General features: G+C 45.3%; 15 protein-coding genes. 14 read left to right on the plus strand and 1 reads right to left on the minus strand.

Annotated elements, in window-relative coordinates; all coding sequences use genetic code 11:
* Nucleotides 1-52 precede the first annotated feature (52 nt).
* A complete protein-coding gene (locus tag HMPREF1548_RS22780) occupies nt 53-985 on the plus strand; it encodes a glycosyltransferase family 2 protein (protein WP_025488569.1) in 933 nt (310 codons plus the stop codon).
* Between the two features lie 21 nt (nt 986-1,006).
* A complete protein-coding gene (gene glmS, locus HMPREF1548_RS22785; protein ID WP_035323520.1) occupies nt 1,007-2,833 on the plus strand; it encodes a glutamine--fructose-6-phosphate transaminase (isomerizing) in 1,827 nt (608 codons plus the stop codon).
* 108 nt (nt 2,834-2,941) lie between these two features.
* Here the strand turns inward: glmS and HMPREF1548_RS22790 are convergent, their stop codons facing one another.
* Nucleotides 2,942-3,868 carry an ArsR/SmtB family transcription factor gene (locus HMPREF1548_RS22790; protein ID WP_025488570.1) on the minus strand — a complete coding sequence of 309 codons (927 nt, stop codon included), beginning with the start codon at nt 3,866-3,868 and terminating at the stop codon, nt 2,942-2,944.
* 265 nt (nt 3,869-4,133) lie between these two features.
* On the opposite strand from HMPREF1548_RS22790, the gene HMPREF1548_RS22795 reads away from it, so the two are divergent.
* The 12 genes from HMPREF1548_RS22795 to HMPREF1548_RS22850 all read left to right on the plus strand — a co-directional run bounded on the left by HMPREF1548_RS22795 (nt 4,134) and on the right by HMPREF1548_RS22850 (nt 20,559).
* Entirely contained in the window at nt 4,134-5,441 is a 1,308-nt protein-coding gene (locus tag HMPREF1548_RS22795; RefSeq protein WP_021638998.1) for an extracellular solute-binding protein, read from the plus strand.
* A gap of 64 nt (nt 5,442-5,505) precedes the next feature.
* On the plus strand, nt 5,506-6,399 hold the full coding sequence (locus tag HMPREF1548_RS22800) for a carbohydrate ABC transporter permease (protein WP_021638999.1): 894 nt from the start codon (nt 5,506-5,508) through the stop codon (nt 6,397-6,399).
* A gap of 10 nt (nt 6,400-6,409) precedes the next feature.
* Complete coding sequence (locus HMPREF1548_RS22805; RefSeq protein WP_021639000.1) at nt 6,410-7,258, plus strand: carbohydrate ABC transporter permease; 849 nt, start codon at nt 6,410-6,412, stop codon at nt 7,256-7,258.
* Between the two features lie 24 nt (nt 7,259-7,282).
* Nucleotides 7,283-8,803: a glycoside hydrolase 5 family protein gene (locus tag HMPREF1548_RS22810; protein ID WP_021639001.1), complete on the plus strand. Its 1,521-nt coding sequence runs from the start codon at nt 7,283-7,285 to the stop codon at nt 8,801-8,803.
* A gap of 201 nt (nt 8,804-9,004) precedes the next feature.
* The gene (locus HMPREF1548_RS22815; RefSeq protein WP_021639002.1) at nt 9,005-10,795 is read left to right on the plus strand and encodes a S1C family serine protease; all 1,791 of its coding nucleotides are present in this window, start codon (nt 9,005-9,007) and stop codon (nt 10,793-10,795) included.
* A gap of 463 nt (nt 10,796-11,258) precedes the next feature.
* Nucleotides 11,259-12,782, plus strand: coding sequence for an ATP-dependent Clp protease ATP-binding subunit ClpX (clpX, locus tag HMPREF1548_RS22820; RefSeq protein WP_021639004.1), 1,524 nt, complete (start codon nt 11,259-11,261; stop codon nt 12,780-12,782).
* A gap of 132 nt (nt 12,783-12,914) precedes the next feature.
* Nucleotides 12,915-14,672, plus strand: coding sequence for a S8 family peptidase (locus HMPREF1548_RS22825; protein WP_021639005.1), 1,758 nt, complete (start codon nt 12,915-12,917; stop codon nt 14,670-14,672).
* A 75-nt stretch (nt 14,673-14,747) separates the two neighbouring features.
* Complete coding sequence (locus HMPREF1548_RS22830) at nt 14,748-15,206, plus strand: signal peptidase II (protein WP_025488572.1); 459 nt, start codon at nt 14,748-14,750, stop codon at nt 15,204-15,206.
* A 371-nt stretch (nt 15,207-15,577) separates the two neighbouring features.
* Entirely contained in the window at nt 15,578-16,525 is a 948-nt protein-coding gene (locus HMPREF1548_RS22835) for an ABC transporter permease (RefSeq protein ID WP_021639009.1), read from the plus strand.
* A gap of 87 nt (nt 16,526-16,612) precedes the next feature.
* Nucleotides 16,613-17,530, plus strand: coding sequence for a carbohydrate ABC transporter permease (locus HMPREF1548_RS22840; RefSeq protein ID WP_021639010.1), 918 nt, complete (start codon nt 16,613-16,615; stop codon nt 17,528-17,530).
* A gap of 129 nt (nt 17,531-17,659) precedes the next feature.
* Nucleotides 17,660-18,769: a sialidase family protein gene (locus tag HMPREF1548_RS22845; RefSeq protein WP_051358458.1), complete on the plus strand. Its 1,110-nt coding sequence runs from the start codon at nt 17,660-17,662 to the stop codon at nt 18,767-18,769.
* Between the two features lie 56 nt (nt 18,770-18,825).
* Entirely contained in the window at nt 18,826-20,559 is a 1,734-nt protein-coding gene (locus HMPREF1548_RS22850) for a type 2 periplasmic-binding domain-containing protein (RefSeq protein ID WP_021639012.1), read from the plus strand.
* The last annotated feature ends 30 nt before the right edge of the window (nt 20,560-20,589 follow it).

Genomic DNA, 20,589 nt, shown 5'->3' on the forward strand with positions numbered 1-20,589 from the left:
TGCTTTAATCCGGCAATGAATGATGCTGGCCGGAAGGAAAGGGAAGTTACGAATGAAGATTGATGTTATTATCCCTGTATACAAGCCGGAGAAACGGTTTTTGGAGCTGATCAGCAGGCTGGAAAAACAGACTCTGAAGCCGAACCGGATCATAATAATGAATACGGAAGAAAAATATTTTGAAGCTCTTCTGTATGGTACAGATTTTGCCAGGGAGCATCCGAACGCCGAGGTGCACCATCTTTCCAAGTGGGAATTCAATCATGGTGGAACCAGAAATGATGGAGCAGCCCGCAGCACAGGGGATATTTTCGTATGCATGACTCAGGATGCGCTGCCGGCCGACAACAGGCTTCTTGAGGAGCTGACGACGGCGCTGAGCGCGGAAGAGGATATTGCTGTTTCCTATGCAAGGCAGCTGCCTGAAAAGGACAGCGGAGAGATAGAAAAATACACCAGGCAGTTTAACTATCCGGAGGAGAGCTGTGTAAAGGGGAAAGGGCAGCTGCCTGAAATGGGAATTAAAACCTATTTCTGTTCCAATGTGTGCGCTGCTTATAAAAAAGAGGTTTTCCGTAAGCTGGGAGGCTTTGAACGGCATGTGAATTTTAATGAAGATATGCTGTTTGCGGCTAAAGCGGTGCAGGCGGGATGGAAAATTGCTTATTGTGCCGGGGCAAAGGTGTACCACTGCCATAATTATACCTGCGCAGAGCAGTTTCACCGTAATTTTGACAACGGAGTATCCCAGGCGCAGCATCCGGAGGTTTTTAAGGGGCTTCCTTCCGAGTCGGAGGGGGTTAAGCTGGTAAAACAGACGGCGGCCCATTTGTGCAGTATCCATAAGCCCTGGCTTGTACTGCGGCTGTTTGCGGAAAGCGCGGCCAAATATGCGGGATTTTTCCTGGGGAGGCGTTATAAAAGCCTGCCCGCAGGCGTTGTAAGGGCCTGCGCAATGAATAAAGATTATTGGAAACAAGTGTAATGTGATTGAATGGAGGCAAGTATGTGTGGAATTGTAGGCTACATCGGTAAAAATCAGGCAGCACCCATCGTCCTTGATGGACTCTCCAAACTGGAATACCGCGGATATGATTCGGCGGGGATGGCCATTTTTGACGGCAGCAAAATCAACATCACCAAATCTGTGGGAAGACTGAAGGTATTGCAGGAGCTTACCCATGACGGGGCGACGATGCCGGGAAATCTTGGAATCGGCCATACCAGATGGGCGACCCACGGGGCACCCAGTGATGTGAATTCCCATCCGCATTTTAACGAAAAGGGCACAATTGCCGTCGTACATAACGGAATTATTGAAAATTATCTTCCGCTGAAGAAAAAACTGGAAAGCAAGGGCTATCATTTTATTTCGGAGACGGATACGGAGGTCCTGGCCCATATGCTGGACTATTATTACAAGGGAGATCCCATGGGGGCTATCGTAAAGGTGCTTCATCGTGTGGAAGGTTCCTATGCGCTGGGAATTTTGTTCTCGGATTTTCCCGGGGAAATGTTTGCGGTAAGGAAGGACAGCCCGCTTATTGTAGGGCAGAGTGGGGAGGGCTGCTTTATCGCCTCCGATGTGCCTGCCATACTGAAGTATACCAGAACGGTCACCTATATTGACAATCAGGAAATCGTCCGTCTGACTCCGGAAGGACTGCACATCTATAATGTGGATGAGGAAGAGCTGGAAAAAGAAAGCGTTACCATCGACTGGGATGCGGAAGCGGCGGAAAAGGCCGGCTATGAGCATTTTATGCTGAAGGAAATGTATGAGCAGCCAAAGACGGTAACCGATACCATAAGCCCCAGGATCAGGAAGAATGATATCGTCATTGAAGAGCTGGGAATGAGTGATGAGGATCTTCTGTCCGTAAGGAAAATCCATATCGTTGCCTGCGGCTCCGCTTATCATGCCGGAGTTACCGGGAAATATGTGCTGGAAGGGCTGGCACGTATACCGGTGGAGGTGGATCTGGCCTCCGAGTTCCGTTACCGCAACCCGATCCTGGAGGATGGGGGCATGGTGGTGGTGATCAGCCAGTCCGGGGAAACTGCGGATACCCTGGCCGCGCTGCGGGAATCGAAGAAACGTGGCTTTAAGGTTCTGGGCATCGTCAATGTGGTGGGAAGCTCCATCGCCAGGGAGGCGGATAATGTTATGTATACCTGGGCAGGACCGGAAATTGCGGTAGCTACGACAAAGGCCTATAGCGCCCAGCTGATTGCGCTCTATCTGCTTGCTTTAAAGCTGGCCCGGGTGAGACACACGGTAACGGAAAGAGAATTTGAGGGCATGCTGGAAGATTTGGGCCGTCTGCCCGATCAGATAGAACTTCTTCTGAATAATAAAAACAGGATTCAGAGATTTGCCAACAGGTATATTGCGGCAAAGGATGTTTTCTTTATCGGCAGGGGAATTGACTATGCCATTTCCATGGAAGGCTCTCTGAAGCTGAAGGAAATTTCCTATATTCACTCGGAGGCCTATGCGGCGGGAGAACTGAAGCATGGCACAATATCCCTGATAGAGGAAGGGACGCTTGTGGCGGCGGTATCCACGCAGCCCTCGCTGTACCAGAAAACCATCAGCAATATGGTGGAGGTAAAATCGAGAGGCGCATTTGTGCTTGCCGTGACCTGTGAGGGAAACAGGGAAATCGAAAAAGCAGCGGATTATGTAATCTATATCCCGCAGACCAATCCTTTCTTCGCCAATTCGCTGGCGATTATCCCGCTCCAGCTTTTCAGTTATTATGTGGCGGTTGGAAAGGGCTGTGATGTGGATAAGCCGAGGAATCTGGCAAAATCTGTTACTGTGGAATAGTATTTCTGGCGCTAAAGTTTAATGCTATTTTTAGTAGATATATTTAGTTTATTAAAAAAACTGTAACGTATTAAATCGTTACAGTTTTTTATTATTGTGTATAAAATTTTAGTGTTCTAAGGTCAGAATAATAGGTTGATCATAATCACCGGCTTTTTCACCGAAGAGATTAATGCCGCCGCAATATTTACTTGATTCTCGACATTCAATACGAAATTTAATATAGCTTTTTAATTCAACCATTAATTCCTGAATTTTTAGACTGCTTACATATTCTCCATTAATGAAAGTGCCATCCTGGTTTATCTGCCAGGTGACTAATTTACCATATTGTGTTAATCCACTTTGCCAGAATTGAGGGGTATAAATACCGCGTCTTGCCCCAAAGTCACCAGTTGAATGGTAATGGCCACAGCTTCTATCATTAATGGAAAGATAAATATCCGAAGGATAATTTTCGTTATATCCAGGTGCTTCTGAGCATAGCTCCATCGATAAAGAAAGTTGTTTGCATTGTTTATGTTTAGGAAGGATATTGGGGACTTTGTATTCAAGAAATCCCTTGGCCATCCATATGAGTTGTGCATTTATTTTATCAAAAAGATAGAAAGAACGAAGCTCGTCTTCTGTACCAATAAAACTATCTTCGGATATAAGGCCGCATGGCATTTCAGCATAACAGTCAGTATAACTTCCTATTGGAATTTCTAAAGAAGATATATGATTGATGCTTGGTGAGGAAGAGCGCAATATTATATTTACCAAAAATTTTTCAACATAACATATTTTAAATATAGAGCCATTTCTGATTATTCTTTCTGAGCGTATTATTCCGGCATCTTCCAAAATTTGAATATGCACACCAGCAGAGGATTGAGGAAGGTGCAGTTGTTCAGCAACTTCCTGAACTGAAAGGGGATTTTGGTACAATAATCCTATGATATCAATCCGTGTAGGGACAGAAAGAGCTTTAGCCACCTGGCACAGAAGTTCTTTATTTTCCGAATTTAATTCAAATAAACCTGAAGATGACATGTTCATTCCCCCTATATTTTTAATATAAAATATTATACCAACAGTATAACGGGTTGTCGATTTCAAATATAAATTATTAATTGCTCCATAAAAACTGTTGTGATAATAGTTTTTTATAATAATATTTTTACAAAACAGAAAATATGGTTTGATATAGAAAAATGCCATATATTTTAAATAAAATGAGATATAATTGATTGACATATACAAAAGTTAACAATATATTAGTTGTATAATTTAACAAATTTATTATGGAGGGTCGCACATGAGAAAAATGATTGGGGTAACTTTATTGGTAACTTTGACGATGTTGTTTGGGGGATGCAGTTCCGGTGGAGAAGCTGCACCGCAAAATGTTGCGGATAATACTGGAGATTCAGGTGTTGTGGAAACTACAGCTGCTCCCGGTGATGCCGTTGTTCCAGAAGGAAAGAAGGGGACTCTGGAAATATGGACTATGTTCACAGGTGCAGATGGGGCTGCATTTCCTGATATTGTGGATAAGTACAACGCCACTAATCCAGATTATACCGTATTACACCGTCCTATGACTGCAGAAGATTTATATTTAAAATTACAGATGGCCGAAGCTTCAGGTGAAGGAATTCCCGATATGGCAATGAACCATATAGAGAGGGTTCCCTTATATCAGGAAGAGGGAAGAATTTTGGATTTAACCCCCTATTTAGAAGCATCTGATATTAAAAAGGATAATTATAATTCGAAAGCATGGGAAATGACTGATCTCAATGGCGGGCATTATGGAGTTCCTTTGGATGTACATTCTTATGTATTGTGGGTAAATATGGACTTATATGAAAAGTACGGATTAAAGGATTTGGACGATGGAGTTCTTACATGGGATGAATTAGCAGCTACTGCAGAAGTGGTTAAACAGGATAATATTATACCTATTGGTTTAAGCTGGTTCCGTCCTATATTCTTAGGATCCTATGCACAGTTAGGTGGAACCCTCAGTGAAGATGGAACAAATCCTTCTTTTAATAATGAACTTGCTGTTCAGACTCTGGAACAATATTGCAGTTTGGTGCAGGATGGAAATACTCAGAAGGACGGAGACGATTCTTGGAAAGCATTTTTAGGAGGAAATGTTCTTTATGAACCTGAGGGAGTATGGATGTATAATGCTGTACGGGATTCCGGATTAAATATAAAGGCTTATGACTTTCCTGTATTTACGCCAGAAGAAAAGGGGAACTGGACTTCATCACATCAGTTTACCATACCGGTACAGCCAAAACAGGATGAGGAACGAGTAAAGGCTTGCCTTGATTTCATTAAATTTGTAGAAGAAAATGCAGCAGATTGGTCAATTGCAGGTTTGGTTCCAGCTGCCAAGAAAGCGTTGGAGAGTGAAGAGTTTACGAAAATGCCTCAATATTTTCTGGCATCTGAAAGCGAGGAACTAAAAATTTATAACTATAAATATTATGGATATGCGGTGGACGCATTGGATAAAGTTCTGGGTGATATTATGTTTGGAAAAATTAGTATTGAGGATGGACTTAAGCAGGCTGAGATGGAAACAAAAGATAAAATTTCAATGGAATAAATTCTAAAAATATTAACGGGCGGCACTGATACATATCAGTGCCGCAACAAGAAAGGAGGGTATAATGGAAAAAGGTAAAAGCAGAAAAAAAGGATCTAAGGCACATTATTTTTTTCTCGCACCACATATGCTTATATTCATTATCTTTTTCTTCATTCCTTTTATTTATGGAATATATATATCTTTTACAAAATGGGATATGTTTTCAAAACCGCAATGGATTGGTTTTGAAAATTACTTGACACTATTTACTAATAAAGATTCTTCGTTTTACAGGCAATTTTGGAATGGTTTTGGCAATACATTAAGATTTGTAATTATGATTGTGCCATTTCAAATTGCTGTCCCTTTGATTATTGCTTTGGCTCTTTATGCAAAGCCCAAAGGAGCCAGAATATTTCAGGGTATTATATATATACCCACATTGTTCTCAATTTCAGCAGTTATTTTAACTTGGTTTTTTATTTTGCATCCAAGTTATGGACTGATAAATAAATTGTTTGGACTGGAAATAAATTGGTTTGGAGAACAGCCGTATGCCTGGACTTCCATAATTATAGTAACTATTTGGTGGATTATCGGTTTAAATATGGTTATTTATGTAGCAGCTCTCGGAGGAATCGATTCAAGCATTATAGAATCGGCTCAAATTGACGGGGCGGGGTGGGGGAGAAGGATTATTCATATTTATATTCCTTTAATTAAATTCCCTTTATTATTTACTATTTTATCCGCAACTACTTCTCAATTTAATATTTATGGTCAACCTTTAATGTTAACAAAGGGAGGACCAACTGAAAGTACGTTTGTACTCATTATGTATATTAGAAACTTAGCTTTTGGTTCAGGTAAGCCTATTGCAGGCATTGCCTCAGCAATGGCTGTTATATTAGGGTTTGTAATAGGAATCTTTTCGGTTGCACAAATGATAGTTCTTATTAAATTGCAAGACGAATAAAGGAGAATCAATGAAAAATAAAAAGTTTAATTTTGAAAAAGCAATATCCTTTATTATTTTGCTTATTTTTTCGATTTTATTTTTAGTACCTATTATATGGGTATTTCTTTCGGCATTTAAAGTAGATGCAGAACTTAATCGGGCAGGAGGATTTTTGTTTTTGCCTAAAACTTGGACGCTGCAAAATTTTATTGAAGTATTAGATCCTAAAAATGTGAAAGTCCCAATTTATAAATGGTTTGGAAATTCGGTTTTAGTGTCCGCAATATATACCTTGCTTTCAATACTTATTGTTTCTATGTCGGCTTATGCTTTTGGTAAACTTAAATTTAAAGGAAGAAATTTTCTTTTTTTAACAATATTATTTATTTCGTCTTTTCCAAGCATAGTAAATATTGTGCCTCTTTATCATACCATGAAACTATTAAAATGGGTAAATACTCCCATGGCGTTAATTTTTCCGGGTCTGGCAGGTACATTTAATATTTTTTTGGTAAAACAGTTTATGATAGGAGTGCCGGATAGTATAATCGAGGCCGGAAAAATTGATGGCGCTGGTGATATACACATCTTTTTTTCTCTCATTTTTCCGATATTAAAACCTATTCTGGTTGTAGTTGGCATATTTAGTTTTACCGGGATTTGGAATGATTTTTTATGGCCTTCTATTGCGATTAATGATATTGAAAAGCTTACATTAACGGCAGGGTTGCAGTTAGCCAGGGGAACTTATGAAACTTTTGTATCAAAGCTAAGTGCTGTATCGGTGGTTTCAATTGTTCCTATGATTGTTTTATATTGCTTTGCTGAAAAATGGATGATAAAAGGAGTTCAAATATCGGCAGGCGTGAAGGGATAATGATTAGCAGAGGAGAAAGGTTTTATGTGGTCAAAAAACGAAATAATGGAGTGGTATGAAAGACAGCCGTGGATTGTAGGATTTAATTATGTAACATCTAATGCAGTCAATAGTACAGAAATGTGGCAGGAAGAGAGTTTCTCTCCAAACTTGATTAGAAAAGAGTTAATGGCAGCAGCAGAATTGGGTTATAATTCATGTCGGATATTTCTTCAGTACATTTTGTGGAAAAGTGAAAAAAGGACATTTCTAAAAAATTTTGAAATTTTTCTGCATATAGCAAATGAATGCGGATTAACCGTGATGCCGGTATTATTTGATGATTGTGCATTCTCTCATAAGGAACCTTATCTTGGAAAACAAGATTATCCAATTAAAGGAGTCCATAACAGTGGTTGGACACCAAGTCCTGGATTCAGAATTGCTGACGATAAAAACGAGCGCCCTTTTTTAAAGGAATATGTATCGGAAATAATTGAAAGTTACAAAAAAGATAGAAGAATTCTTTTATGGGATCTGTATAATGAGCCAGGTAATAGTAACAGAAATGAAAAGTGTCTTTCTTTATTAGAAGATTCTTTTAACTGGGCACGTCTTTGCGAAGCTGATCAGCCATTGACAGCAGGCATATGGGCGTTTCGGGATTTCGATATGGAATGTGCCGGCTTATCTGATATAATAACATTTCACGATTATACCGCTTTGCCAAATACAAAAAAACGTGTTGAAGAATTGCTTATTTATGGTAAACCTATGATCTGTACTGAGTGGATGAATAGGATTGCTGATAACAGAATTGATACTCATTTGTCTTATTACAAAGACAAAAGGATTGGAGTTTTTAATTGGGGACTGGTAAAAGGAAAAACGCAGACTTATTTAAGTTGGGATGCTGAAGAAAATTGTATAGATGGTGAACCAAAGATCTGGCAGCATGATATCTTTTTTGACAACCTTGAACCATACAGCAAATTAGAAGCAGGAATAATCAAAGAACTAACTCAAAATGAAAATATTAAAATTAGAATTCCGATAAGGGAAATGACACATGAATTAATGGATGAATTAGAGAATAAAGGATTAATTTTACGGTTGTATCCTTCGCATCATCGTAATATAGTGGATTTGGATAAAAGTGTAGGCAAAGACATCTATATTAGCAGTAAAAAAGCAGGAGCGCATAAATTACTTTCGGTAACTATTAACAGAACAGATTTCAGCGCTTTTGGTATGCATGACGAAAATGAGGAAGTGCTTCTGATAGGAGGAGAGGGAGAAAAGGATCTATTCATCTTGTTTGGTCTTGGCACGTGGGATAGCTTCATGAAAAAAAAGAAAGAAAAAACACTATGTGAAGATGATTTTATTTGTGTTCATTGTAAATATAATGATCCTTTTGTCAGTTTTTTTACAATATGCAAAGGAGTTCTTCATGGGGAGGCAGTAGCGGGGGAAATGGGGATGCCTGCGACATTTTATGTGACTGAACCATCTGATATTAAATTAATGATATTTCCATTTAATAATTATAAAATTACATTTTAAAAAAATGCCAATGGGTTTAGGTGTAACCCATTGGCATTTTTTTAAAATGTAAGTATTGGATGTGATAAGATTTTGAGGTTAATATTAGGAATTTAACATATTTTCTATAGATTTATCACAGAAAGAACACAATTCCTGTATATACTGTAAATAAAGCTTGGGATAAACCTGAAATGATAAAGGAGAAAAGAGGTAAGCGATATGTTTGAAAACAATAATTATTCAAACGAAAACGTGAATGAACAAAATAATTCGCAGACTGTCCAGAGCGGCAGTGATGCTGCTCATACAGAACATAATAACGGACAGACGGCCGGCGGCGCCGCTGGCAGTGCGGACAGTACCGGCAATACCGGAAGCTATACCGGAAGCGGCTATACAGGAGGTTATTTGGGAAGCGGCTATACGGGCGGCTATTCCGGGATGAATGCGGGCGGCTACCAGAACAACGCAGGTTACCGGAGCGGCGCGGGAGCGCAGGGCGGATATCAGGGCAGCCCTTATCAGACTGGCGGATATCAGAATGCGGGACAGAACGGAACAGGACAAAACGGCGCCGGACAGGGAGGCATGGGGCAGAACGGACAGCCTCACGGCAGCTACAGCGGTTATGGCAGCTATCAGTCCCAGCAGGGAAATTACCAGTACGGCAGTACTTTTTCCAATAACGATTATGGCGCTGCACCCGGAGGCGGGCGTCAGGGAAAGAAGCATAAAGAGAAAAAGCCCAGGAAGCCGATGAACCCGCTGATGAAAAAAGTGATAGCTGTGGTGGTATGCGGCGTATTTTTCGGTGTATGTGCTGGAGTCAGCTTCCTTGCGGTAAATTCTCTTGGAAATGATAAGCAGCCCAAGGAAATCACCCAGGCCACTGCGGACGGAGCGGAGAACGCGCAGGATACACAGGAGTCTGGCGCAGCGAATGATTCGGGAATCAAATCCACAGTAACACAGGGAACCTCCAGCGCGGTGGTAACGGATGTGACAAAGGTGGTGGAAGCTACTATGCCTTCCATCGTTTCCATAACAAATCAGATGATTATTTCCGGCACGGATTTCTGGGGACAGAATATGGAACAGGAGCAGGAAGCGGCGGGCAGCGGTATTATTATCGGTGAAAATGATAAGGAGCTGCTGGTGGTGACCAATTACCACGTGGTTGCGGATTCCACTAAGCTTTCTGTGAAATTTATTGACGATGAAGTGGTTGAAGCGCAGATTAAGGGAACCAGCCCTTCCATGGATCTGGCGGTGATTGCCGTTAAGCTTGAGGATATCAACAGCTCCACCAAGGGCAGTATTGCCATTGCGACTATGGGCGATTCCGATACACTGAAGGTAGGCGAGCCTGTTATAGCCATCGGCAACGCGCTGGGCTATGGGCAGTCCGTAACCACTGGCGTGGTCAGCGCCCTGAACCGTACGCTTGAGGTAAGCGAAACGGGTACCAGCAATGCATTGATTCAGACCGATGCGGCGATCAATCCCGGTAACTCGGGCGGCGCTCTGCTGGATATCAAGGGCCAGGTTATCGGTATTAATTCCAACAAGATCGGCGGAAGCACCATTGAAGGTATGGGTTATGCCATCCCGATTTCTTCTGCAAAACCGATTATAGAAGAGCTGATGAACCGGGAGACCAAGGAAAAGGTAGATGAAAGTAACAGAGGATTCCTGGGAATTTCCTGTATCAACGTAACAAAGGCCATGGGTGAGGCATATGGTATGCCGGAGGGCATTTATGTTGCACAGGTATATCCTGCCACAGGCGCGGATAATGCAGGTCTGGTAAAGGGAGATATCATTACCGGTTTTGCGGGCGCTACGGTAACAACGCAGGATGATTTGACCAATTCCATGCAGTATTATGCTGTGGGAGACACTGTTGAGTTAACCATTATGCGCGGCAACCCGACGGAAGGCTATCAGGAGCAGAAGGTGAATGTAACCCTTACTTCCCAGGAAGCTATGAATACATCCGGCAGAAATTAAAGCTGGCGGGAAATTATGGATATAGAGCCCATACGGCGGATCACAGGTGGATTTTTGGTCTGCCGGACGGTTTCAATAAATGAAGCGGCTGCAATAAATGGAGCGGTTACAATAAATCGAGCAGCAATAAAGGAAGCAGCTGCAATAAATTACAGTAAGAAACGGCCTTGTTTTTAAAATACAGCCGTCAGATGAGGACAGATGCCCGGCAGTAAGGGCGCCTGTCCTTGTTTTTGCCTGTTTTATTTAGTTTGTTTATAGAAACTTAACTTGTATGGATATACACGATGATTTATAATGAAAACAGTTGCAGCTGCCCAGCTGATTGGGCTGGCTGCGACAGCTGCTGATACAATGTCTGTTGGCCAGAAACGGGAGCTTATGCTGTTGCGGCGGTGTCGCGGTGTGTATTAGCACAGGACTGCCGGAAGGACACAAATTAAATCAAACGGAGGATTGCCAGATGAGCGATTTTGATAATAGAGACGAAGAAGAAAAGAAGGAAACAGGCCTGGAAGAAAATAAGGGCAAGGAGCCTTCGGATAAAAAAGAAGAAAAGACGGATAAGCCGGAAAAGGAATATGAGGATGTTTGTTTTATCTGCAGGCGCCCTGAAAGCAAGGCAGGCAAGATGTACCATCTGCCCAATAATATCTGTGTCTGCGACGACTGCATGCACAGGACTATGGATGCAGTGAGCCAGTATGATTATCAGGGTATGCTGAACAATCCCGAAATGATGAACATGCTGAACAACATGAACAAGGACGGGAAATATCCCAATATCAGCTTTGTCAATCTGGCTGATCTTCAGGGAAACGACGGTATTCCCAACAAGCAGAAGATTAAAAAGAAAAAAGCGAAGGAAAAAGAGACTGAGCCTGTATTCAACATCCATGATATTCCGGCCCCTCATAAGATCAAGGCCAGCCTGGATGAATATGTTATCGGCCAGGAGCAGGCCAAAAAGATAATTTCTGTGGCGGTTTATAATCATTACAAGCGTGTTGTGACGAATACAATGGATGATATTGAGATAGAGAAATCCAATATCCTGATGATCGGGCCCACCGGTTCCGGAAAGACCTATCTTGTGAAAACCCTTGCCAGGCTTCTGGATGTGCCGCTTGCCATCGCGGACGCCACCTCTCTGACGGAGGCCGGGTATATCGGCGATGATATTGAGAGCGTGGTATCCAAGCTTCTTGCCGCGGCGGACAACGATGTGGAGAAGGCGGAACGGGGCATTATTTTTATAGATGAAATTGATAAAATTGCCAAAAAGAAAAATACAACCTCAAGGGATGTGAGCGGCGAGTCCGTCCAGCAGGGGATGCTGAAGCTGCTGGAGGGTTCCGAGGTGGAGGTGCCTGTTGGTGCGAGCAGCAAGAACGCCATGGTTCCCCTTGCCACCGTGAATACCAGGAATATCCTGTTTATCTGCGGAGGGGCATTCCCCGATCTGGAGGGCATCATCAAGCAGAGGCTGACGAAGCAGACCTCCATGGGCTTTAACGGGGAACTGAAGGATAAATATGATAAGGATCCGGATATCCTTTCCAAGGTAACTGTGGAGGATTTAAGGAACTTTGGCATGATTCCCGAGTTCCTGGGAAGGCTTCCCATCATCTGTACTCTGCAGGGCCTGACAAAGGAGATGCTGGTCAGAATTCTGAAGGAACCCAGAAATGCCATCCTGAAGCAGTATCAGAAGCTTCTTGCGCTGGATGAAGTGGATCTGCAGTTTGAGGAAGAGGCGCTGGCGGCCATTGCGGATAAGGCCACGAAGAAGGATACGGGAGCCAGGGCGCTGCGCGCCATTATTGAGGATTTTATGCTGGATATCATGTATGAGATTCCCAAGGATGATAACATCGGCAGAGTGACGATAACGAAGAATTATATTGAAGGGACCGGAGGGCCGGCTATACAGATCAGGGGGGCGGGCTACGCCATCCCGGATAAGCAGGCTGAGGCGGCGGAATAACAGACGACAGCATCGGAATAGCAACGGCGGCGAAATAATAAGCGGCGGAATAACAGACTGCGGAAAAAGCATGTATGCCGGAAGGGCAAGCGACATACATTGATAAAAATGGTGTAGGGAAGCTTGACGTCTATGGCATCTATGACATGTAAGGAAAAAATATTGTCAGAGGACTACATGGATCTGATTAACTATTTTATTCTTCCGGAAGGCAGCGTGCAGGGAAATGATGATGTTTTCTGCTATATCCCGATTAATGAAAGGTTTCTGTCCATTTATTACAGCAGGGCGGTGCTGCCGCCTTTGGAGGTTTCCAGTTATTTTTACAGATATATCCCCAGGCTGTACGGACTGATGGATTTGTTTGTGCCGGAAGCGCTGGACAGGAATTTCGATCCACAGCCGCTGATACGCAGCGGGATTTCCTTCGTACAGAAGGAGCCGCTGAATCTGACGGGCAGGAATGTTGTCCTTGGATTTGCGGATACGGGAATAGATTACCGGAATCCTGTTTTCAGACGGGAGGACGGAAGCACAAGAATATTGGCCATCTGGGACCAAAGTGTGCAGACCGGCACACCTCCGGATGGCCTTATTTATGGAAGTGAATATACAAGGGAGCAGATCAATGAAGCGCTTCAGCTGGATAATCCGCTGGAGCTGGTGCCTGTTACCGATGATATCGGACATGGTACAGCCATGGCATCCGCTGCGGCGGGAAGTGCGTTGAACGGCGGCATTGATTTTCTGGGAGCAGCGCCGGATGCGGATATTGTGGTGGTTAAGCTGAAGCAGGCGAAGCAGTTTCTTCGTGATTATTATATGACACCTCCCGGAGTCCCGGCTTATGGGACCAACGATATCATGCTTGCGGTAAAATACCTGAGTTCCTTCTGCATCCCCTTTCATCGTCCGGCGGTTATCTGCCTGGGGGTGGGAAGCAGCTTCGGGGATCATACCGGAAACTCCGCGCTGTCCCAGTACATTTCCACCGTTGGGACACAGATTAACCAGGTGGTGGTGGTGGCAGGAGGCAATGAAGGTAATTCTGCCCATCATTTCAGCGGACATATTGATGGTACCGGTTCGGTCAATGTGGAGATACGGGTGAGTGAAGGGACAAAAGGCTTCCTTCTGGAAGCCTGGGGAAGCGTGCCGGACTTCTTTTCCATTTCCGTCCGTTCGCCGGGCGGGGAGGTGATTCCACCGGTAAGCGGGCGGCTGGGACAGAGCCTGGAGTATACCTTTGTGTACGAAAAAACGAGAATCCGCCTGGATTACCAGCCTGTGGAAGCGGAAACGGGAAAGGAAGTGGCAGTGCTGCGTTTTGAAAATCCCACCCAGGGGATTTGGACGGTTATTGTCATCCGCGAGGGAGGAAACGGGAGCGGGAATTTTAACATGTGGCTTCCGATAAGGCAGTTTATTAATGGGACGGCAGAGTTCCTCCAACCCAACCCGGAGACTACGCTGACCTCTCCGTCGTTTGCGCAGCCGCCTATGGCGGTCACTGCCTATAACAGCAGAAACAACAGCTTTTATTATAATTCGGGCCAGGGGTTTGGTGCAAACGGTGAAATCAAACCGGATTTGTCGGCTCCGGGGGTGGATATCTCAGTGGCTACAGGCACCATACAGGGTAGAACTGTTGTGGGAACCGGAACGGGAACCTCCCTTGCCGCCGCGCTGACGGCAGGCGCTGCCGCCCAGTTTATGCAGTGGGCGGTTGTGGAATATAATTCGCCGTATGCCGGAGGAGTTTCCACAAGGAATTATTTCCTGAGAGGGGCCGCAAGGGACGCGGCCTATACCTATCCCAGCCGCCAGTGGGGGATGGGGAGGCTTGATATGGAAGGCGTATTCAACTGGATTGCCGGAATACCGCCATAAGAGGGACAGATGAAAGATAAGGACAGATTTGGGCGGCGGTGCTGCGGCTTAAATCGGAAAGGTACGGGTGGCCGTATGGTATATGCAGGCATTATTGCGCTGATATTTATCGGGGAACTGTTTATTAAGAACCATGTGGAAAAAAACAGGAAGGACGGGGAAGAGAAGGAGATACTGCAGGGCAGGATATTGTTGAGAAAATATCACAATAAGGGAGCCTGCATGAACCTGGGAGAAAAGAAGAGGAGCGTGGTAGCGGCAGTTTCACTGATTCTGACGGCTGTTCTTACTGTTGTGTTTCTCGTTACCCTTACGGCGAAGGGAAATGCATGGCTGAAGGCGGGGCTGTCTCTTCTGCTGGGCGGGGCGTTCAGCAATACCTATGACCGGCTTAAGCGGAAATATGTGGTGGATTATTTCAGCCTGGGCGTAAAATGGGCGCCTTTGAGAGCTGTGGTATTTAATATCTCGGATTTCTGTATTCTTGCAGGTTCGCTGATCGTGGCGCTGACCGGCGGGAATGGAGTGGAATAAGGGGCCCGGACGATAGAAGCAGGGCCTTTGAAAAAAGCGGCGGAGCGGAACTTCGGCCGCTTTTTTAGTGCGCCGGAGCGGAACTTCGACCGCTTTTTTTAGTGCGCTGCAGCATGGCGGGGCAATGAAAGAACAGTATAATACGTATGAAATAATGCACAAATTTTCATACATTTTTCTGGGAATTACTACAAAAACGTACAATATGTTAAATGGTTAACCAAAAATAGATTGACGTATTGCAAATTCTTTTTCGGAATGGTAAGATAATTGATGTATTACAAACAGTATAGGAATGTTTAAAAATATGATAATCCACCCGGGAATGATTGTCGGCTTTTTCGCATTCTGCAAAATCAGAGGAGGCAGACATGAGTATGACGAGAAGTGTCAAAACAGCCAGAAACGCGCAGCTTATGAAGCAGGTGAAGAAGCATGTCCCTTTTTACTTCTTCCTTTTGCCGGCGCTCGTTCTGGTTGTTGTATTCTGTTATTTTCCTATGTGGGGTATAGTCATTGCATTCAAGGATTATAAGATGGCGAGGGGGATCCTGGGCAGTGAATGGGTGGGTCTTTATCATTTTAAAAAGGTATTTTCCGATCCGAATTTTTACAGGGTACTGGGGAATACGATTAAAATCAGCATACTGACCCTGGTTACGTCTTTTCCGGTTACAATCTGCTTTGCCCTGCTTGTAAATGAGATCCTGAATATGAAATTCAAGCGGGTGGTGCAGACGATTACCTATATGCCCCACTTTCTTTCCTGGGTTGTTGTCGGGGCGTTTGTATATCAGATGCTTTCTCCCTCCAGCGGTATTATAAATGCGGTGCTGGTTAAGCTGGGAGTCCTGGAGAAGCCCATATTTTTCATGGTACAGCAGAACATGTTTGTTCCCATATATCTGCTGACAAACCTGTGGAAGTCTACCGGCTACAGTATCGTAATTTATCTTGCGACCATTTCGGGAATCGATCCTCAGCTGTATGATTCGGCGGCCATTGACGGCGCTAACCGTCTGCATAAGGTTCTGTACATCACTCTGCCGGCGCTTTTTCCCACGATGTGCACGCTGCTGATTCTGAATGTGGGTTCTCTTATCAGCGTTGGCTTTGATCCGATTTTCAACCTGTATAATGATGCGACCTATCCGGTGGCGGATGTTATTTCCACCTATGTTTACCGGAAAGGTATGGTGGACAGCCAGTATGATCTTTCCACGGCGGTGGGGCTGTTCCAGAATGTGGTCAGCCTTGTGCTGGTGCTGGGTGCGAACTGGCTTGCCAGAAAGGCAAATCCGGATTACAAGATTATTTAGGCCTCAGGAGCCGTCCGGGACAGGAGCTGCGGGCTGCGCAGATCCGGCTGCCCGGAGGCAGGCCATTGCTATGGGAGGGAGGATGCCATGAATAAGCATGCTTATACTAAGAAAAATAAAATAAAAAAGTCAAAGGCAAGCAGGATATTCGATACCTGTAATGTTATCTTTATGATACTGTTCTGTATTACCATTTTGATTCCTTTCTGGGATATGATAGTCCGGTCCTTCTCCAGGGCGCAGGATATTTCCTATATGCATATTAATTTTTTCCCGAAAGTATGGACGCTGAGCGCCTATCAGTACTGTCTTCAGAATAATGAAATACTTGGCGCGGCCTTTGTATCGGTTGCGAGGACCGTATGCGGCACTGTTTTCCATCTGCTGGTGTGCTGCCTGGCGGCGTATTCGCTCACAAGGACACAGATGCCGTTCCGGAAAATTATCACGGCAGTGCTGCTGATTCCCATGTTTTTTTCAGGCGGCATGATTCCTGCGTATTTAAATATGAAGAATCTTCATCTTCTGAATAACTTTATGGTTTATATCCTGCCCAGCGGGTTCAGCATTTTTAACTGCATTATCATCCGGAATTACTTTTTTTCGGTGGATAAGGGAATGGAGGAGGCTGCAAGCATTGACGGCGCATCCCAGACGAGGATTTTCTTTTCCATTATGATGCCTCTGTCTAAGCCGGTTATCGCTACGGTGGCGCTGTGGCAGATGGTCGGCCAGTGGAATTCCTGGTTTGACAACATGATTTACTGCCGCAGGAGCGCCAGCCTGACAACTCTACAGTACCTTCTGCGCAGAATGCTGGACAGCCTCAACCGGACGCCCGATACCCCTTATGAAATCGAGGCCATGGGAGAAATGGTGGATATGAACCCTGATACGGTAAAGGCGGCCACAACGGTCCTTGTCGTGCTTCCTATCATTCTTGTTTATCCGTTTTTGCAGAAGTATTTTGTGAAAGGAATCATGATTGGGGCCGTGAAGGGCTGACCGGAATTGGGACGCAGTTGCAGCAGAATGCGCGCCGGAACGTGCAGCCGGGAGGCTGTTGGACGGCTTCTTTCAAACTGCTGATTGATGCGGTATTGCAGGAAAATGCGATATCGAGGGAGGATGAGTATGAAAAGAATGGAATTGGGGAGTGTAAGTCTGGATCTGGTCCCCGGGCCGGACAATCCCAGAAACAGTGAGGGAGCGTTCCTGACGCTGCCGGATGGGGAAATTCTGTATGCGTACAGCCGCTATAAGGGGAAGAGCTGTTCGGATGAGGCTACAACGGATTTATGTCTTCTGCGGTCACGGGATGACGGAAGAACCTTCGGCGAGGAGAGCACCATTCTGACCTGCGAAGGTGAGGACGGCGTCAACGCCATGTCTCTGTCCATGATGCATATGGAAAACGGGGATATCGGACTTTTTTACCTGGTCAGGACCACGTATACGCTGCTGCGGATGTTCCTCCGGCGATCCCGGGACGGGGGAAGAACTTGGGGGGAACGGGTGCTGTGCACACCGCAGGAAGGTTTCTTTGTTGTAAATAATGACAGGGTGATACGGCTTTCCAACGGAAGGATACTGATCCCGGCAGCATCCCACAGGTCTGGGCTGCGTGGTGATATGGAGGAAGGGAGCAGATTTTTTGACAGCCGGGCGGAGGATATGTTTTTTTATTCCGAGGATGACGGCGCCACCTGGAAGCCTGCTTCCGGGAAATGCAGCATGCCTTACTCTAACTGCTGTTATTCGGGACTGCAGGAACCGGGAGTTATGGAACTTACGCCCGGACATCTGTGGGGCTGGGCAAGGACCGATTTGGGGCGGCAGTATGAAATGTTTTCCATGGATTACGGCAATACCTGGACCGCGTGCCAGCCATCCCGGTTTACTTCGCCCAACGGTCCCCTGAGTATGAAAAGGGATGAAAATGGGGTGCTGTATGCCATTTGGAATCCTATCCCACAGTATAACGGGAGAGAAGAGCCGGGGAAGGTTTTCATGGGAGGCAGGACGCCTTATGTGATTGCAGTCAGCAGGGACAATGGACAGACCTTTACGGAGCCGGTGAGCTTTGAAGAGGAAGAGGATCACGGTTATTGCTACTGTGCCATTCATTTTACAAAAGATGCCATGCTGCTGGCTTACTGCGCAGGCGGGCCGGAGGACGGAAGCTGTCTGGCCAAAACGAGAATCCGGAGGATACCGCGTTTCCAGCTGGAGGAAATACGCTGAGCCGCAGGGAGTTTTCATGATTAAGTAACTGAAAATGATTGGGAGGAGGAGAACAAATGAAGTTAAGAGCATTGAAAAAGGGGATTGCATTGGGGCTGGCCTGTATTCTTACGGCATCGCTTGCCGGATGCGGAGGAAATACCGCGGGCGGAAATTCAGGTACGGCGGATGCCCTGGCAACACAGGAACAGGGAAGCACGGCGGTGGAGTCTGCCGGAGGCGGGGAAACAAAGGACGCGCCTGCGGATATTCCCCAGCCTGACCCGGATGAAAGGTACAGCATCAGCTATACCGGTATGTGGTCGGGAGCGGATTATGAGGATGGATCCTACATAGAAACCATGATTGAGGATGCGTTGAACGTTGACATCACGGTGGAAAAGGCGGAAACCAACGATACCATCGACCTGCTGCTGGCCTCCGGGGAGATGCCGGACTGCGGATGGTTCAACAAGACGGTGAACTGGATGTATGAGCAGGAACTGGCAAGGACGATACCCAGGGCAATGGTGGAATATTACTGCCCGAAGCTGATTGAATATTATGAAGAATTCCCGCTGATGTATGAAATGACGCTGGATCCGGAAAATGAGGATCAGTTCCGGTATCTGACGGGGATCACCTTCCAGTTCGTGGATTATTATCTGCCCAATGATTATTACCGTTATGACTGGATTCTTGACCTGGGCATTGATTTGGGCGTGAATGTGGAGCAGATATCAGATAATATTTATGTGGCTGACGACGGGATTGAACTGAGCAAATTCCTGGAAATTATGGATGCCTTTGTAAATAAGGATCCCAACCATACCGGGGCCAGGGATACGGTGGGCGTTACGGCTCCCAGCCTTACCCAGGGAGTATTTTTCTCCGGCTATGATTTTTACACCGGCGTGAATGATGTAAACGGCAGGGCGGAGCAGTATTATGTGATGGATGAATATAAGGAATTCCTGAAGGGCTTTGCGGATATGTATAAGAGCGGTCTGATTGATCCGGAAATCATCACGGGCGACAGAACCCTGTCCTGGGAAAAAGTGAACAATCAGACGGCAGGCTACTGGATTACCTCCACCAACTCCCTGAATTCCTGGGCAGTGGAACGTCCTCCGCTGACGCTGATTGAAAAATACCCCGATGTAAAAATCCTTGCTACGCCCGGAGTGAAGCCGGACGGCGGAGAAGTGAAGGCCAGAACCAATGAATCCCCCGCTTACGGCAGCTTTTTTGTGAATGCCAATGTGGATGATCAGAAGCTGGCGAAAATACTTCAGTTCCTGAACTACACACTGTTCGGAGATGGTGATCTTGATATCCATGCGTCCCTGTTTTACGGTGAAAAGGGAGTTGACTGGGAATGGGATGAAACCGGGGAAATGCCTGTGAAGCTCAACGTAATGCCTTCCGGAAAGAAGGGAACCTGGACCTTCGGCCAGTACGGACAGGATCGTGACGTAACCAGATGGACCACCTATGAGCCGCTGTTTGTTGCAGGGCTGAAATACTGGTCGGCGGAAGAGAACGGAAGCTGGATGAAGTGGCAGACGATCCCTTATAAATCCGATATCAGGAGTGAGACAGATTATGCAACCATTTCTTCCGAAATCAGCAGCGATGTATGGGCCTATGTGAACAATTACTGTACGGAAGCGGTTCTGGGACAGATAGATGTGGATGCCACCTGGGATGATTATCTGGCGGAACTGGATCGTATGGGCTATAACAAAATGATGGATGAACTGGAAAAGGTGGAATCGCTGGAGGACATTATCGCCAGCTATGGAAAGTAAAAGCGGTTCTTATTGACAGCATGGAGCGAG

Source organism: Clostridium sp. KLE 1755, from assembly GCF_000466465.2.
Classification (GTDB): domain Bacteria; phylum Bacillota; class Clostridia; order Lachnospirales; family Lachnospiraceae; genus Eisenbergiella; species Eisenbergiella porci.

Coding starts and splice junctions, on each gene's coding strand:
- HMPREF1548_RS22780 (WP_025488569.1), top strand. CDS start 53: ATGAAGATTGATGTTATTATCCCTGTATACAAGCCGGAGAAACGGTTT.
- glmS (WP_035323520.1), top strand. CDS start 1,007: ATGTGTGGAATTGTAGGCTACATCGGTAAAAATCAGGCAGCACCCATC.
- HMPREF1548_RS22790 (WP_025488570.1), bottom strand. CDS start 3,868: ATGTCATCTTCAGGTTTATTTGAATTAAATTCGGAAAATAAAGAACTT.
- HMPREF1548_RS22795 (WP_021638998.1), top strand. CDS start 4,134: ATGAGAAAAATGATTGGGGTAACTTTATTGGTAACTTTGACGATGTTG.
- HMPREF1548_RS22800 (WP_021638999.1), top strand. CDS start 5,506: ATGGAAAAAGGTAAAAGCAGAAAAAAAGGATCTAAGGCACATTATTTT.
- HMPREF1548_RS22805 (WP_021639000.1), top strand. CDS start 6,410: ATGAAAAATAAAAAGTTTAATTTTGAAAAAGCAATATCCTTTATTATT.
- HMPREF1548_RS22810 (WP_021639001.1), top strand. CDS start 7,283: ATGTGGTCAAAAAACGAAATAATGGAGTGGTATGAAAGACAGCCGTGG.
- HMPREF1548_RS22815 (WP_021639002.1), top strand. CDS start 9,005: ATGTTTGAAAACAATAATTATTCAAACGAAAACGTGAATGAACAAAAT.
- clpX (WP_021639004.1), top strand. CDS start 11,259: ATGAGCGATTTTGATAATAGAGACGAAGAAGAAAAGAAGGAAACAGGC.
- HMPREF1548_RS22825 (WP_021639005.1), top strand. CDS start 12,915: ATGGCATCTATGACATGTAAGGAAAAAATATTGTCAGAGGACTACATG.
- HMPREF1548_RS22830 (WP_025488572.1), top strand. CDS start 14,748: ATGGTATATGCAGGCATTATTGCGCTGATATTTATCGGGGAACTGTTT.
- HMPREF1548_RS22835 (WP_021639009.1), top strand. CDS start 15,578: ATGAGTATGACGAGAAGTGTCAAAACAGCCAGAAACGCGCAGCTTATG.
- HMPREF1548_RS22840 (WP_021639010.1), top strand. CDS start 16,613: ATGAATAAGCATGCTTATACTAAGAAAAATAAAATAAAAAAGTCAAAG.
- HMPREF1548_RS22845 (WP_051358458.1), top strand. CDS start 17,660: ATGAAAAGAATGGAATTGGGGAGTGTAAGTCTGGATCTGGTCCCCGGG.
- HMPREF1548_RS22850 (WP_021639012.1), top strand. CDS start 18,826: ATGAAGTTAAGAGCATTGAAAAAGGGGATTGCATTGGGGCTGGCCTGT.